This is a genomic window from Chryseobacterium oleae (assembly GCF_900115055.1).
GTDB classification, from domain to species: domain Bacteria; phylum Bacteroidota; class Bacteroidia; order Flavobacteriales; family Weeksellaceae; genus Chryseobacterium; species Chryseobacterium oleae.
The window spans coordinates 375,052-390,975 of sequence record NZ_FOVD01000003.1; the positions used below are offsets into that span (position 1 = coordinate 375,052).

General features: G+C 38.4%; 16 protein-coding genes. 10 read left to right on the forward strand and 6 right to left on the reverse strand.

Features of this window, described 5'->3' with window-relative positions:
• Positions 1 to 15 precede the first annotated feature (15 nt).
• The 3 genes from rsmG to BM143_RS12355 form a co-directional block, all read right to left on the reverse strand.
• The gene (rsmG, locus tag BM143_RS12345) at positions 16 to 651 is read right to left on the reverse strand and encodes a 16S rRNA (guanine(527)-N(7))-methyltransferase RsmG (protein WP_090024753.1); all 636 of its coding nucleotides are present in this window, start codon (positions 649 to 651) and stop codon (positions 16 to 18) included.
• A gap of 89 nt (positions 652 to 740) precedes the next feature.
• Positions 741 to 2,078 carry a M28 family metallopeptidase gene (locus BM143_RS12350; protein WP_090024754.1) on the reverse strand — a complete coding sequence of 446 codons (1,338 nt, stop codon included), beginning with the start codon at positions 2,076 to 2,078 and terminating at the stop codon, positions 741 to 743.
• 680 nt (positions 2,079 to 2,758) lie between these two features.
• Positions 2,759 to 3,637 (reverse strand): GLPGLI family protein, encoded by an 879-nt coding sequence (locus BM143_RS12355; RefSeq protein WP_090024755.1) that lies wholly within the window; start codon positions 3,635 to 3,637, stop codon positions 2,759 to 2,761.
• Between the two features lie 114 nt (positions 3,638 to 3,751).
• On the opposite strand from BM143_RS12355, the gene BM143_RS12360 reads away from it, so the two are divergent.
• From BM143_RS12360 to BM143_RS12375, 4 genes are all read left to right on the forward strand, one after another.
• A complete protein-coding gene (locus BM143_RS12360; protein WP_090024756.1) occupies positions 3,752 to 4,948 on the forward strand; it encodes a pyridoxal phosphate-dependent aminotransferase in 1,197 nt (398 codons plus the stop codon).
• A gap of 178 nt (positions 4,949 to 5,126) precedes the next feature.
• The gene (locus tag BM143_RS12365; protein WP_090024757.1) at positions 5,127 to 5,759 is read left to right on the forward strand and encodes a peroxiredoxin; all 633 of its coding nucleotides are present in this window, start codon (positions 5,127 to 5,129) and stop codon (positions 5,757 to 5,759) included.
• 163 nt (positions 5,760 to 5,922) lie between these two features.
• Positions 5,923 to 6,231: a thioredoxin family protein gene (locus BM143_RS12370; RefSeq protein ID WP_034727578.1), complete on the forward strand. Its 309-nt coding sequence runs from the start codon at positions 5,923 to 5,925 to the stop codon at positions 6,229 to 6,231.
• Positions 6,231 to 6,479 (forward strand): DUF6952 family protein, encoded by a 249-nt coding sequence (locus BM143_RS12375; protein ID WP_090024758.1) that lies wholly within the window; start codon positions 6,231 to 6,233, stop codon positions 6,477 to 6,479. The genes BM143_RS12370 and BM143_RS12375 overlap by 1 nt, the downstream gene beginning before the upstream one ends.
• 453 nt (positions 6,480 to 6,932) lie before the next feature.
• Here the strand turns inward: BM143_RS12375 and BM143_RS12380 are convergent, their stop codons facing one another.
• The 3 genes from BM143_RS12380 to BM143_RS12390 are packed head-to-tail and all read right to left on the reverse strand — an operon-like array spanning position 6,933 to position 9,171.
• Complete coding sequence (locus BM143_RS12380; RefSeq protein WP_090024759.1) at positions 6,933 to 7,622, reverse strand: Bax inhibitor-1/YccA family protein; 690 nt, start codon at positions 7,620 to 7,622, stop codon at positions 6,933 to 6,935.
• Between the two features lie 25 nt (positions 7,623 to 7,647).
• Positions 7,648 to 8,091, reverse strand: coding sequence for a peptidylprolyl isomerase (locus BM143_RS12385; RefSeq protein ID WP_090024760.1), 444 nt, complete (start codon positions 8,089 to 8,091; stop codon positions 7,648 to 7,650).
• A gap of 45 nt (positions 8,092 to 8,136) precedes the next feature.
• On the reverse strand, positions 8,137 to 9,171 hold the full coding sequence (locus BM143_RS12390) for an acyl-CoA reductase (RefSeq protein ID WP_090024761.1): 1,035 nt from the start codon (positions 9,169 to 9,171) through the stop codon (positions 8,137 to 8,139).
• Positions 9,172 to 9,230: 59 nt separating this feature from the next.
• Between BM143_RS12390 and BM143_RS12395 the strand changes: the two genes are divergently transcribed.
• From BM143_RS12395 to BM143_RS12420, 6 genes are all read left to right on the forward strand, one after another.
• Positions 9,231 to 9,581, forward strand: a complete 351-nt coding sequence (locus BM143_RS12395) for a 4Fe-4S binding protein (protein WP_034727562.1) — start codon at positions 9,231 to 9,233, stop codon at positions 9,579 to 9,581.
• A 121-nt stretch (positions 9,582 to 9,702) separates the two neighbouring features.
• Positions 9,703 to 10,767 carry a 3-phosphoserine/phosphohydroxythreonine transaminase gene (gene serC / locus BM143_RS12400; protein WP_090024762.1) on the forward strand — a complete coding sequence of 355 codons (1,065 nt, stop codon included), beginning with the start codon at positions 9,703 to 9,705 and terminating at the stop codon, positions 10,765 to 10,767.
• Positions 10,768 to 10,891: 124 nt separating this feature from the next.
• On the forward strand, positions 10,892 to 11,857 hold the full coding sequence (locus BM143_RS12405) for a D-2-hydroxyacid dehydrogenase (RefSeq protein WP_090024763.1): 966 nt from the start codon (positions 10,892 to 10,894) through the stop codon (positions 11,855 to 11,857).
• Positions 11,858 to 11,860: 3 nt separating this feature from the next.
• Entirely contained in the window at positions 11,861 to 13,105 is a 1,245-nt protein-coding gene (locus BM143_RS12410; protein WP_090024764.1) for a DUF1015 domain-containing protein, read from the forward strand.
• Between the two features lie 55 nt (positions 13,106 to 13,160).
• Positions 13,161 to 14,564 (forward strand): M20/M25/M40 family metallo-hydrolase, encoded by a 1,404-nt coding sequence (locus tag BM143_RS12415; protein WP_090024765.1) that lies wholly within the window; start codon positions 13,161 to 13,163, stop codon positions 14,562 to 14,564.
• Between the two features lies 1 nt (position 14,565).
• On the forward strand, positions 14,566 to 15,924 hold the full coding sequence (locus tag BM143_RS12420; RefSeq protein WP_090024766.1) for a M28 family peptidase: 1,359 nt from the start codon (positions 14,566 to 14,568) through the stop codon (positions 15,922 to 15,924).

A 15,924-nucleotide genomic window follows, 5' to 3' on the forward strand; every position in this document is an offset into this window, starting at 1 on the left:
CTTAATTTTACATAATTAAGAACTAAAATTACCTTTTGATACATAAATCACTTTTTTAGTATCAAAAAATTCTTCATCAAAATAGTTTTTAAGGTTGAATATTTCACATTTAATTCCGGCAAGTTCTTCAGCAAGATCGCCGCCTTTTAAATATAAAACTCCGTTATGTTTGGGATTTATCTGTTCTTTTTCAAACTTTCCTTTCAGCCATCTCAGGAATTCCGGCATTTGGGTGACAGCACGGCTCACTACAAAATGGAATTTTTCTTTCACCTTTTCTGCTCTTCCGTGAACAGCGGTAAGATTCGTCAATCCAATTCCTTCTGCCACTGCTTTCACCACAGTAATCTTCTTCCCGATAGAATCTACCAGCGTAAATTGGGTCTCAGGAAACAAAATCGCCAGTGGAATTCCAGGGAAACCTCCGCCGGTTCCGATGTCCAGAACTTTTGAACCCGGAGCAAATTCCATCACTTTAGCGATTCCCAAAGAATGCAGAACGTGCTTTTCATACAGCGATTCCATATCTTTTCTGGAAATCACATTGATTTTTTCATTCCATTCATTGTACAGTTTTTCTAATTGGTTAAACTGTTCGATCTGCTTCTCTGTAAGATCCGGAAAGTATTTTAATAGTAACGACGCTGCCATATGAATTATTATAATCCGCAAAAATAAGTTTTATTTCCATTGTATTCAAATCGAGTTCTCGTGACCGGGCTTTAATTTTTCCTTTCCGATCATCGGGCAATACCGGTAATAACCGGAACGCTTAGATTTCCATCCTGATCAACGGTCTGTACAGCAAAAATATAATTGTCTTTGGAAAGTGGAATTTTAATGGTCAGTTCTTTGGTCCATATCTTTTTCTGCCACAAAGAACTATCGGTCTCTCTCACCAAAATATAATATCCTGCCGGAGTTCCTGATTTTGGTTTTTCCCATTGCAGCGTGGTAGAATTGGTGAGTTCCTTCACTTTTATTTCCACCTTCTCAGGTTTTGAAGTGGCTTTTGCAAGACTGGCCAGAACGGCAATATTCGCGGCCACATTCCTTTTCAGATAACCGTAATCGATAAACTCGGGAAGATCACCGTACTGTTTGTTATTCTCCACTCTTACATCCTGGTGCTGATGGTCATAATTTTCAAAATATTCTGTGAGCCTTACAGACGGAAATCCTTCATTAACAAAGCTGGAATGATCACCTCCGCGCAGGAACCTGTCGTTTCTGTAGATCAGTTTTACGTCCAGTCCTTTCACATATTTCTCTGCAACTTCTTTAATGTAACGGGCTAATTGTCGGGATTCACCGTCGTTTTCAAGCCCGATATTTCTTATGTTCAATGCTTTTTTATCCAAACCTGCATAAGGCAATCCTTCACTGAAAACTCTAAGGGTTCGATTGTTAACTTCTCCGGTTTCTCCGGCTTTTGGATTTCCGATCATATCATTATTCAGGACCGCTTCTATCTGCAGGTTTTCTTTTTTAGCTTTCTCTGCCAGAAGTTTAGATCCTAGCAGCGACTGTTCTTCTCCGGAAAAAGTAACAAAAATAACAGAAGCCGGAAATGAAGATCTGCTCAGAATTCTTGCCGCTTCGATGACTGCACTTACCCCACTGCCATCATCATTGGCGCCGGGAGCAAATGAGGTCCTGTTCATCACATCGGTTACTCTTGAATCCAGATGCGCAGAAATCAGGAAGATTCTTTTATCATTGGGATCTGTTCCTTTCAGAAAAGCAACTGGATTTCCGAGATTGGTCACTTTGTCTATCCGCTTTCCATCAGGCTGAATATCTTCCTGCTGAAGGTACACCTCCATTCTTCCACCAGAATTTTTAGCATATTCCTTAAATTTCCCAAGTACCCAGTTTCTTGCCGCTCCTATACCTTGATTTTTATCGTCTGTTGAGCTTAAAGTATGCCTCGTATGAAAGCCGACAAGTTTGTTGATGTAAAATTTTAAAGAATCTGAGTTTACTTCGGAAACGTATTTCTTTATTTCATCGTCTTTTGAACGGGTCTGTGAAAAACCAACAAAAGGAATCAGCAAAAGAAGAAGAGAATATTTCATAGGATGAGTATAAGAAGGATTAAATATACAAAACATAGGCTAAGTTCAGGATAAGATATTCTGTTTTTAATCTTGTCAGGAAGCTGGAAGAGTTATTATTATTCTCGTTATTGTTGGAAAACGCAAGGACGCAAGGTTTTTAAACTTCATGAATATTTAAGGCGCTAGAAAATCAAAGATTTTCAGCCAAGAATAAATGTGAACCGTTAATATAACACAAACAATTTTATCGCAGATAAAATCCTAGCGCCTTGAAGCATAATCCTTTCCTATTTCTTTGCGACTTTGCGAAAAACCAACACAACATTCAAATTTTAATTTAAATAATGTCTTGTTGGGAAAACGCAAGGACGCAAGGTTTTTAAACTTTATGCATATTTAAGGCGCAAGAAAATCAAAGATTTTCAGCTAAGGACGAGGTAAAAACATTCAATTATAACACAATCAATTTTATCGGAGATAAAATCCTAGCCCCTTAAAGCATAATCCTTTCCTATTTCTTTGCGATTTTGCGAAAAACCAACACAGAACTCAATCTTTAATTTAAATAATATGTATTTGGAAAAACGCGAAGACATAAGAATTTTAAACATTAATGCCGTAGAAAATCAAAGTTTTTCAATTGTGGTGCAGATAAAGTTTAAAAAAAAGACCGCTTTTTCGGCAGTCTCTGTTTATTTTTAATCTTTTTCAATTGGATTATTGGTCATTCTGAGTTTCTTCGCAATCAATGCGTCCATCTGTTTTCCGCTTTTCTTTAGCTCATTGTAATCCAGCTTGGTTACATAACCGTCTTTCAGTTCCAACCCAATGACGCCCGCTTTGGAATCTACATTCATCCCGGCAATATCATCTGCTGATGTAAAAGTGTAATTCTTAATCAGTTTCCTGTATTCAGTATGGGTCATCTGCTTATTGTTTTTAGGAATAAAAAAAGTCACCGTGCTGATTTTTTTAATTTGAACCAAATCAAAAACGTGATCATTCTCACTGTCTTTCACAGCAACAATAAGTCCCGGAAGTCCGGTGAATTTATAAGGGCCATCACTTACCGGAAAGTCTTTGCTGAACCACGCTTCCCATTTTCTGCCTTTATAATCTGCAACTGCTTTCTGACAGTTCATACTGTTGATTTTTTTGAAATCGTTCACAATTTTCCACTTCGGAGCTTCATTGTCCGATGTTATAATGCTTACTGTTTTATATTTGTCGTAGAAATTAATGGTCTTTTGAGCATAATCTTTTTCTACGGTATAATTCAGATTACGGTCGTACTGCCTGCTTTTCAAAAGAGCCGGATAACTTTTATCCGCGTTGTAAATAGAATCCCGTTCATATTTTACCCCATTCTGGAAATACGATTTTTTCCCGTCCGTATCCAGATTCATATAATCCGTGATCACTGAATCTTTCTTCGCGGCATCGGGTTTCATTTTGTATTCGTAAACAAAACGGTAGCTCTGGGCAGAAAAAAAAGAAGCCCATAATAAAAACAAAAGTCTGTACATTTTTGATGATATATTGTTAAAATACTCCTGAACACAGGCTGAATCAGCCATTTCCAAATCTAGCGAATAAATTGAAACCTGACAAAAATCTTTTTTTCCGGCCCTACTTTTATTTCCCGGCGAAACGTTTTTATTATATATTTGTTAAAATTCAAAAAGACCCACATGGATAAACTTTCAGATAGAGTAAAGAGATTAGGTTACTCACAGACTTTCGTCATGTCAAACAAAGCAAGAGAAATGAAGGCCGCCGGCATTGATGTGATTAGTCTTACCCTCGGCGAACCGGATTTTGATGTGCCGGATAATATCAAACAGGCCGCTTTTGATGCCATCAACCAAAATTACAGCCACTACTCTCCTGTTCCAGGGTTTCTTGAACTTCGTGAAGCAGTAGCCTATAAATTAAAAAGAGACAACAATCTTGAATATAAACCATCGCAAATCTGTGTTTCCAACGGAGCCAAGCAGGCGATTTTAAATGTACTTGCATCGGTTATCAATGACGGTGATGAAGTATTGCTTCCTGCGCCTTATTGGGTAAGCTACGATGAAATGGTAAAAATGATGGGTGGAACTTCCGTCATGCTTCCGACTTCTTATGTTACAGATTTTAAAATAACGGCTGAGCAGCTTGAAGAATCTATTACAGATAAAACAAAAGCAATTCTTTTCAGTTCTCCGTGTAACCCATCCGGTGGATATTATACGTATGACGAGCTTAAATCTATGGCGAAAGTCATTGCGAAATACCCTCATGTGACCGTGATTTCGGATGAGATCTATGAATACATCAATTACGAAACAAAAACCACTTCTATCGCTCAGTTCCCTGAAGTATATGAACAGACTGCCGTGATCAACGGAATGTCTAAGGCATTTGCGATGACAGGCTGGAGAATCGGGTATTCTGCCTGTCCTGAATGGCTGGCAAAAGCTTGTGAAAAAATCCAGGGACAGATGACCAGTGGAGCCAATACAATGGCACAGAGAGCTTCCATTACCGCTTTAAAAACAGATCCTTCGGAATATAAATACATGATCGATGCTTTCCAGAAAAGAAGAGATCTTGTCTATGATCTGATGAAAGAAGTTCCAGGATTTAAAGTGGTGCTTCCAAAAGCAGCCTTCTACTTCTTCCCGGATGTTTCCCATTACATCGGAAAAACGCTGAACGGTACGGAGATTAAAGATTCTGATGATTTCGCGATGTTCTTATTGGAGCACGCTCACGTAGGTTGCGTAGGCGGTGTTTCTTTCGGAAGTCCTGAGTGCATACGTTTCTCTTACGCAGCTTCTGAAGAAGACCTTAGAGAGGCAATGAAAAGGATCAAAGAATTATTAGCGCCTTTCAATTCATAAATTCAATTTAGACTTGTTAAAAATTGAATATAAACTAAACAAAAAGCTCTGATTTCAGGGCTTTTTTCTTTAAATCTATTAAAAACAATTATAGATTCTATTTATCGATATTCATTTGTTCGATAGATGAAATATTCATATATTTGCACTAGAAATTTAAATATAAAAACAGAAAATTATGTCTTTAGTAGGAAAAAAATTCCCAAATGTAACAATCGATGCTATGTCTGAAATGGGTGACGATCTTAGAATCAACATCCTTGAAGAAGCTACTTCTAACCAACAAAAAGTAATCTTGTTCTGGTATCCAAAAGATTTCACTTTCGTATGTCCTACAGAGCTTCACGCTTTTCAGGATGCTTTAGGTGAATTCGCTAAAAGAAACACTAAAGTAATCGGTGCTTCTTGTGATACTAACGAGGTACACTTTGCATGGTTGAACACTGCAAAAGATAAGGGAGGTATCGAAGGGGTAACTTACCCGCTTTTAGCTGATACTCACAGACAGCTGGCTAACATCTTAGGAATCGTAGACCAGGATTTCGAATACAATGAAGATGGAGAGGAAACTTTCACAGGTTCTAACGTAACGTACAGAGCAACTTATCTTATCGACGAAACCGGAAAAATCTTCCATGAGTCTGTAAACGATATGCCTTTGGGAAGAAACGTGAAAGAATATTTAAGATTAATTGATGCTTACACACACGTTCAAAAACATGGTGAAGTATGTCCTGCGAACTGGGAAGAAGGAAAAGATGCAATGAAAGCAGACAGAACTTCTACAGCAGAATACTTAGCTAAGAACTAATATAATGTGTTAATATGGCAATGAGATAATTTGCCGATGAGCTATTGCTGATCATTTTCAAATTATCTCATTCCTTTTTACAGATCAGGCAAAATACCCAATTTGCTTATTGACACCCTTCAATCAACACATCATCAAATCATCTCATTAACACATCAACAATATGTACACAGAATTAACAGAAGATACCTTACAAAATATCGTTAACGACAATGAAAAAGTAGTGGTTCAGTACGGTGCCACATGGTGCGGAAACTGCAGAATCATGAAGCCTAAATTCAAAAAATTAGCCTCAGAAAACGAAGAAATCCCTTTCTTATACGTAGATGCTGAAAAGCTTCCTGAAAGCAGAAAATTAGCTACTGTAGATAACCTTCCCACTTTCGCAGTTTTCAAAAACGGAGAATTGGTGAACCAGGTACAGAGCAACCAGGCGGAAAGTTTAATTAACCTTTTTAACGAATTACAATAATGAAATTACCCGTAATCAGACAGTTTTATCAGAACCAGACTCCTGAGAATCTTGAAAAAACGTTAGAGGTTTTAGAAAGCTTCTGCGAATTCAGAGGAACCAGTGAAGAAGATATGAACGTAGCAGGAGAACTGATCACCAATATCTGTGGTGCTTTGGAAGTACACGCCAGCGTTCAGAACGGAATGAGCGAGAAAGACGCTTTAAATTCTTTTGCACAGAAGGTCTTAGGATCTATTGATAAGTAGTTTTTTTCTTTATTTAATCATTTAAGATTTAATAATTAAAAGATTCAAACACAATACTACTGAGGTTTTCCTCGATACTATATTTTCTCCATTCTTTAATTTCATTGATAATACGTGCTTCAAAGCTTCTGTAATATGCCATTGCTGATGCGGTTGCCGTTGTTTATATAGATTAAAGAATCCTATTAAAAATCCCGGTGAATATCATCAGGATTTTTTGGGTTCAAATGTTTTATTAAAACACTAATGACACTAATTTTTTGCACTAATAACACGAATGCTCTACCCTTTAAATTGTGATATTTGTGATTGAAAATTGAAAGATTGAAGCATTAAAAGATTTAAAGATTATAAATAAAAAAATCCTGATGAAATAGATCACCAGGATTATATATTGAAGTTAGAACAATGTTTTAAAACTCATCATTCATCACTTAAAACTCATCACTAAATTTAGCTTCTTCTGCTCATCAGGATTCTAAGAATATACCAGAACAACAGCATAATAGAGGCAAAAAGCTGTAAAGAAGCTCCCACATACTGTCCCGTAGTATATACATTTTTAAGCTTACTGGTTTCATACAGAATACTTGCAGAAGCCAGCACCATCATTCCTACCGAGAACCATAACCCTAGGTTGAATCCGAAAATAGCTCCTGCTACAATCAAGCCAATCGAAAGAAAACCTCCGATAATGATGATATTTCTTAAGAATGAAAAATCTCTCTTAGATGTAAATGCGATCAGTGAAAGTCCTGCAAACATTGCAATCGTAAGCATGGCAGCCTGGAAAATAATATTTCCGCCACCCTGCATTCCTGCAGCGATATAAAGCATCGGCATAAAAATCAACGCTTCCAGAATGATATAAAATCCTAATCCGAAATACTGCGTCGATCTGCTTTGTGAAAGCGACCATTTGGAAGCCAGCATAGAAGCCAGCCAGAAAACTCCAATGATCAGCAACCATGTATATTTCTGCCCGAACATCATCGCAATGATTTCTACCGGAACCGTTTTCAGTAAAATAGTTTCAACCCCGATAAACGCAAGGATTGATAAAGCAACATGTAAGTACGTTTTTCTGTAAAAAGCCGCCTTTTCCACATCCGAGGAATGAGCAACTAAAACATCTGTCATCATAGTTATTTTTTATTTGAATATTAAATTATTTATCTTTCTTCGCAGGCATCACTCCAAGAATCTTTCCATCCTCTTCAAATACAGCCATAATCACCTCTTTTGAAGAAGACTCTCCGGCGTATTTATAATTGATACTTGGCAAGCTGGATCCATCCATTAATTTATGGTAACCCGTTTTTAAAATTTCAAGCTTCTTGTTCACATCAAAGCCTTCCTTCACCTTTTTCAGAACATCATCCGTTACGATTTCTTTCACTTTCTCTGAAAGAAGTGCATCAATTGCCGGTCGGTCCGAAGATTTAAGTGCTTCAACAAACTTGAGGAAATTGTCATTATACAGATTAATTTTCTCTTTGCTTAGCTGTGCAGGCACCTCTTTCTGAGCCTTCTCAACCTTTACTCCGGTCACTTTCTGAGCAAACATCAACTGTGCCGCAAGCAATGTAAGTCCTAAAAATATTGTCTTCATAATAATTTTTGTATTTGATGAAATAAGTGAGTTAAGATACGAAAATCAGACCACTTCCAAAAATTTCATCGTATCTACATTATCGGCATAGGTATCCAGAGCCGGATGCTGAGCCTCACCAAAAGGAATGGAATCCAATCCAAGCTCTTCTTTAGCTACGATACACTGGATATCTCCTTCATTTTCAGCAAGGAAACTTTTCACTTCATCAAGAGACGAATATCGGCTGAAATTGATCACAGAAAGCGGACTGAAGAGTTTATCATCCTCTTTCAGCATCACAAAATTATTATCCCAGAACAAATCACGGTTTAGAAGGTAAACCGCTCTGTTATAATCGTAATTGTTGGCATATTTATGATGATTGATGATATCCTGGAATCCAGTAAAACTTTCAAACAGTCTGTCGATCACAAAATCCTCCGGAATAAAAATCCTCGTCACATTTCTGCATCCAAGCCCGAAATATCTGAAAATATCTTCGGCCAGAAGCTGAAGTTCTTCAGGAGTCTCATCTCCCTTTAAAACCGCCGCAGAAGTTCTGTTTTTTCTGATGATGCTCAAATGATCTTTAAAATAATATTCAAGATATCTGGCTGTATTGTTGCTTCCTGTCGCAATCACCGCATCGAAATTCTCGAGTCTTTCAACAAATTCAAACGGAACGGCACCACCCGAAAACTCATTCCATTTTTCTAACAGGAACGGAACCATTCTTTTATCCTTTGAAGATAATTTGATTAATGGAATATGACCGCTTACAACCACAGATATTACATCGTGAAGGCCAACCAGAGGAATATTTCCGGCCAGTATGAGTCCTACTCTTTTTGAAGCTTTTGAAACGGAATAGTTTCCGATCCAGTTATTTATATTTTCCTGAGTAAGCAGCTGGGTCCACTCATTCAAAGCAAACTTTTGGTTTTCCATGGTGAACCACGGATTTTCTATTTCGGATCTTTTCAGCAGTGATTCAAACTCATTATCATGATCATTATAATCCGCAGAATCCTTTGCTAAGAACTCTTTTATGTACTCGCTTAACTTAATAAGTCCTAAAACTTGATTTTCGATATTCATAATTACTTTTAAATTGGGGAATATTTTGTAATTTTGTGCAAATTTAAAAAAAATTAGCGATGGCTATTAAAATAACTGATGAATGCATTAATTGTGGTGCCTGTGAACCGGAATGCCCAAATAATGCCATATATGAAGGGGCCGTAGACTGGAAAGCTTCTGAAGGTACTGCTCTTGCAGGTACTGTAACCTTGCCGTCAGGACTTACTGTAGACGCAGATTCGCCGCAGGAACCTGTGAGTGATGATGTATATTTCATTGTAACCGATAAATGTACGGAATGTAAAGGATTCCACGAAGAACCTCAGTGTGCAGCGGTATGCCCGGTAGATTGTTGTGTCCCTGATGAAGACCACGTAGAATCTGATGAAGCGCTGCTTAATAAAAAAGCGTTCTTACACGGTGAATAATAAAGGCTCCGTCTCAGCGTTGAGGCGGTTTTTTTAACTACAAATCTCAAAGAATCTAGTAAAATATCAATAACAAAACCGCAAGTCCGTAAAATTCTTGCACAACCAAAAAAGTAAAAATATGAGCAAAAAGCACAACTTCAGCGCAGGGCCATGCATCTTACCTCAGGAGGTATTCGAAAAATCAGCAGAAGCTATTTTAGATTTTAACGGTATTGGATTGTCTCTTCTTGAAATTTCGCACAGAAGTAAGGATTTCGTTGCCGTAATGGACGAAGCGCGTGCCATTGTGAAAAGACTGATGAACCTTGGCGATGATTATGAAGTACTTTATTTAGGAGGCGGTGCAAGCCTGCAGTTTGCGATGGTTCCTTACAACCTGTTGAAAATAGGCGGAAAAGCTGCTTACACCGATACGGGAACATGGGCGGCAGGTGCTGTGAAAGAAGCTAAAAAACTAGGAACTGTGGATGTGGTAGGTTCTTCCAAAGAAGAAAACTACTCGTTCATCCCTAAAGATTATACAGTAGGTTCAGAATATGATTATTTCCACTGTACCTCAAACAATACCATCTACGGAACTCAGATGAAATCTTTCCCGGAAGTGGATACACTGATGGTTTGCGATATGAGTTCTGATATTTTCTCAAGACAATTAGATTTTTCTAAATTTGACCTGATCTACGCCGGAGCTCAGAAAAATATGGGACCAGCAGGGGTAACTTTAGTGGTTATCAAAAAAGAAATTCTAGGAAAAACAGGAAGAGAGAATATGTTGTCTATCCTTGATTATTCTCAGCATATTTCAAAAGAATCTATGTACAATACACCTCCGGTTTTCCCGGTTTACGCCTCTCTTTTGACGTTACAGTACCTAGAAAAGAATGGTGGTATTGCAGCAGCGGAAGCAAGAAATGAAGCGAAAGCAAAACTGTTATACGACGAAATTGACAACAATCCTCTTTTTGAAACGTTCTGTGTAAAAGAAGACCGTTCTCTGATGAATGTTTCTTTTAAACTAATAGACGAGAGCAAAAAAGAAGAATTTGACAATGCATGGAAGGCTGCTGGAATCAGCGGACTGAACGGACACAGAAGTCTTGGCGGATACAGAGCAAGTTTATACAACGCTTTACCTATTGAAAGTGTGCAGGTTCTGGTAGACGTGATGAGATCAATTAAATAATTTAAGCTTAAAAAAATTCAAAGATTGAAAGATTTAGAGCAGTTAATAAAAATTTATTAATTTGCGCCCCGATTTAATAATGATTAAACAGCTGAATTTTTCAATCTTTAAATCTAAATAACACATGAAAGTTTTAGCAAACGACGGAATCTCAAAAACAGGAGAACTGGCCCTTACAGAAGCAGGATTTGAAGTCCTGCCCAACAGAGTGGCTCAGGATCACGTGATCAATTTCATTAATGAAAATAACGTGGATATTCTTTTGGTAAGAAGCGCGACGAAAGTAAGACAGGACATGATCGATGCATGCCCAAGCCTAAAAATCATAGGACGCGGAGGTATCGGAATGGATAATATTGACGTAGATTATGCTAAAAGCAAAGGGATCAAAGTGATCAACACGCCTACAGCATCTTCGAAATCAGTAGCTGAACTTGTTTTCGGACACTTTTTCGCACTGGCAAGATTCCTTCACGAATCGAACCGGCTAATGCCATTGGAAGGGGAAACTCATTTCAATGCCATGAAAAAGTCATTCAGTAAAGCATATGAACTTTCAGGAAAAACACTTGGAGTAATCGGCTTTGGAAGTATAGGTCAGGAAGTGGTGAAAATGGGAATTGCATTAGGAATGAAAATCAAAGTATTGACAAAAAACCCGAAGACAAAAGTTCTTACCCTGGACTTTTTCGACGGACAGAGTCTGAATTTTGAAATTACTTCCACCAATGATATGGATGCTTTCCTTAAAGACACAGACTTCATCAGCATCAATACCCCAAAAACGAGTGAATATATCATAGACACGCCTCAGTTTGAAAAAATGAAAGACGGCGTCTACATCGTGAATACTGCAAGAGGCGGTGTCATCAATGAAGTAACCCTTCTGGATTTCATCGAATCTGAAAAAGTGGCGGGAGCGGCACTGGACGTTTTTGAAAACGAGCCAAGTCCGGAACTTCCTCTGTTGATGAACCCTGCGTTATCCCTTTCTCCTCACGTAGGAGGAAACACAGTGGATGCTCAGGAAAAAATCGGCGCAGAACTTGCAGAACAAATTATTAAGCTACAAAAAGAAACCATAAGATAAAATATGCCTGTTTTTAAACCTTTCCGTGGAATCAGACCTCATAAAGACTTTGAGAGCACTTTCCCTACACATCCGCTGGACAATTTCACCCAAGAGGAGATTGCAGAGAAAGCTCAAGTTGAAAATACTTACATCAACATGATTAAACCCTATGTTGTAAGTAAATCCAAAGATATTGACCGGAATTTAAGGAAGATCCGATCAACGTTCGAAGAGCTTCTGGATGAAAAGAAACTGATCCAGGACAGTTCTGCGTACTATCTTTATGAGCAGATCTACCCCAACAAACAGATTTTCAGAGGCTTGCTTGGATTAGCAAGTATTGAAGATTTCTGGAACGGAAAGATCAAAAGGCATGAAAGTACCATTCCTCAGAAAAAGGAAAAACTGGCCCATTATCTGGAAAAAGTAAGCCTTCAGGCTGAACCGGTGCTTCTTACCTACCCTTCGAATTCCAAGATTGAACTTCTGATGAATCATGAAGAGAAGAATGTTCCTATTTTCAACCATATCGATTCTATCGGGATCAGACATAAGATATGGAGAATAGACAACCGTCTGAAACTTCAGCAGTTCAAAGAAGTGATCGATCAGATCGACTCTTTCTATATTGCTGATGGTCACCACAGGATCGGATCTACCGCTCTGAATGCCAAGCATCACAAAGAGAAAAATAAGAGACACAACGGTACGGAAGCCTATAATTTTGTATACAGTTTCATCGTATCCAACCAATCGATCAAGATTCATGATTACAACAGAATCTTAAGTGATCTTAACGGACTTTCTAGTGAAGAATTTTTAAAGGAACTGGACCAGTACTTCCTGATCCACGAAAAAGGGGAAACATCTTATTTCCCTTCTCAGAAATTCCATATTTCGATGTATCTGGATGGCAAGTTCTACTCTCTTCACGTAAAGCATGATCTCCGTTCAAGAGAAATGTCGCTGGATAATCTTGACCATCATCTTTTAGACAAATACATTTTCAAAAATATCCTTAAAATAGAAAATTCAGACAGCTCTGAGAAGATCTCCTACGCAAAAGGAACTTCAAACCTACAGGGAATTAACTATTTAAAGGAGAAAATAGACAGTGGCGAAGGAAAAGTCGGTTTCGGAATCTATCCGGTAAGTTTCAACGATATGATTAAAATTTCAGATCTGAAATTAAGCATGCCTCCAAAATGTACATTCATCGAGCCAAAATTGGTTACAGCACTGTTAATGTATGATATGAAACCTTAATAAATTACTAATTTTTCCCTACTTTTATAAGCGGAAAAAGAAAGGTAAATAAAAAATGAAAAAAATCTTCATTATACTTCCACTCTTTTTGAGTGGATTTTTATTTTCTCAAAAAAAGCCCCAGAAAAAACCTTTAAAAAAGGTGACTACGGCGAAATTCAATTATCACGATGAGTTTAAAAAGATCTCAGACGAGATCATGACCAACGGCGCAGCCTATGAAAATCTAGGAGAACTTACCAAAGGGATTGGTCCGCGATTCAGTGGGACTTCCGGCTATATGAAAGCAGTGGAATGGGCAGAAAAAAAACTCAAATCCATCGGCATTGAAATGATCTGGAGAATGGAAGCTAAAGCTCCGGTCTGGATAAGAGGAAAAGAATCTTTGGAGATAAAAACCGCTAACGGGGATTGGAAAAACATCAGAATGCTGTCTTTCGGAAATTCTGAAGGCACAGGCGGAAAAGATCTTACGGGGGAAATTGTTTTAATCAATTCAACTGCCGAACTTAATGCCATGTCCGTGGGGCAACTGAAAGGTAAAATAGTGTTCGCTAATCTTCCAATGGATCCAAAGATCATTAATACAAATGATTCTTATCTGGCCACCGCAAAATCCAAATTAATTTCAGCTTCCGTGATTGCAAAAACAGGAGCAAAGGCTTTAATTATAAGATCGTTAACAACAGCAATGGATGATACACCCCATGCTAAAATGGTGTATTACGAACCTGATGACAAAGTAAGAATTCCGGCCCTATCCATTGGAGTAAGATCTGCTGACGAATTAGAAAAATTACTGAAAAATCAAAAGGTTACCGCCAAAATAAATATGACTGCACAGTCAAAAGGCGACACTACCAATCCCAATATTATTGCGGAAATTCAAGGTAAAAAGGATGCTAAAGTGATCGTTTTAGGAGCTCAGTTAGACTCTTGGGATTTTGGAGAAGGCGCTGTTGATGACGGAACCGGTATTGCACAGTGCATTGAAGTTTTAAGAACATTCAAAGCGCTTGGTATTGAAAATAATCATACGATAAGAGTTGTTTTTTATGCCAACAGCGAAAACGGAGGCCAGGGACGCGAAATGTATGCAGCCTATGTGAAAAAAAAGGATGAAAAACATGTTTTTGCTTTGGGAACAGATGCGGGAGGATATTCACCAAGAGGATTTTCCTTAGATATGCCGCCACAAAGACGAAAGCAGATTTTCGAATGGAAGAATTATTTCCTTCCTTACGGGATTTATGATTTTGACCAGACTGAAGCTATTCAGGATATATCCCCACTGAAAAAGCTGGATATTCCTTTGGCTGAACTGGTGGTAGATACTCAAAGGTACTTTGATTACCATCACTCTGAACAGGATACTTTTGATAAAGTGAACAAAAGAGAACTTCTTTTAGGTGCCGTTGCCATGACACAGCTGATCTTTATGATCGATAAAAACTGGTAATATGAACAAGACCTTCACCCTTTCCCTTTTATTAGCAGGAATGGCTGTTTTCGGACAGTCTAAGGAAGACTCTATCCAGTTCAGTAAGATCTCCACAGAAGTCCTGAACAATGGAAAAGGCTATACCGACTTAAAAGACCTTACCAAAAACATTGGAAACCGACTGAGCGGAACTGCAGCTTATGAAAAATCGGTGAAATGGGCAGAACAGAAACTACGTGATGCCGGAGCTGACAAGGTATGGCTTCAGGAAGTAATGATCCCGGTTTGGGTCCGGGGAAAAGAATCTTTGCAGATCAAGACGGCGAATGGAACATGGAAAAAACTGAAAATGCTTTCGCTGGGAAATTCTGAAGGGACAGGCGGAAAAGATGTGTCGGGTGAGATTATTATGGTGAGGTCTTTGGAAGAATACGAAAAACTTCCTGCATCTCAAGTAAAGGATAAGATTATATTCTTTAACTACCCTTTTAATCAGTCACATGTACAAACTTTTATTTCCTACAGAGAAGCCGGAGCGTATCGGCGTTCTGCGGCTAATTTAACGGCTCAGAAAGGTGGAAAGTTTGCTGTCATCAGGTCTTTATCTTCAGCATTTGATGATATTCCCCATACAGGTAATATGCGGTATGATGACAATATTTCAAAAGTTCCGGCCGTTACCATCGGAAATACAACAGCAGACGAGCTGGAAATATTATTAAAAAATAAAAAAGTTACTGCAAAACTCAACTCCAACTGTGGCATGAAAGGCGAAAAACTCTCCCATTCTGTCATAGGCGAGATCACCGGTAAAAAAGACCAGAGCGTGATCGTGGTCGGAGGACATCTCGATTCCTGGGATGTAGGGGAAGGAGCGCATGACGATGGTGCAGGAATTGTTCAGAGCATTGAAGTTTTGAGAACATTTAAAAAATTAGGCATTCAAAATAACCATACCATCAGAGCCGTCTGCTTTGCCAATGAAGAAAACGGAACAAAAGGTGGAAAACAATACGGAAAAACAGCAAAAGAAAGCAATGAAAAGCATCTTTTTGCGATAGAATCGGACGCCGGAGGTTTTTCTCCGAGAGGAATTTCTCTTGAAATGGATGATAAAAACAGAAAACAAATCCAAAGCTGGGTCAATCTGTTCCTGCCTTACGGAGTCTACAACTTTGAAGGAAAATACTCAGGTTCAGATATAGCTCCGCTGCATGAAATGGGAGTTCCTACGGCTGAACTCGTACCTGATCCTCAGCGTTATTTTGATATTCACCACACGGAAGAAGACACCTTTGAAAAAGTCAACCGCAGAGAACTCCTTCTGGGAGCCGCGGTCATGACTCAACTTATTTATATGATCGATAAAAACTGGTAA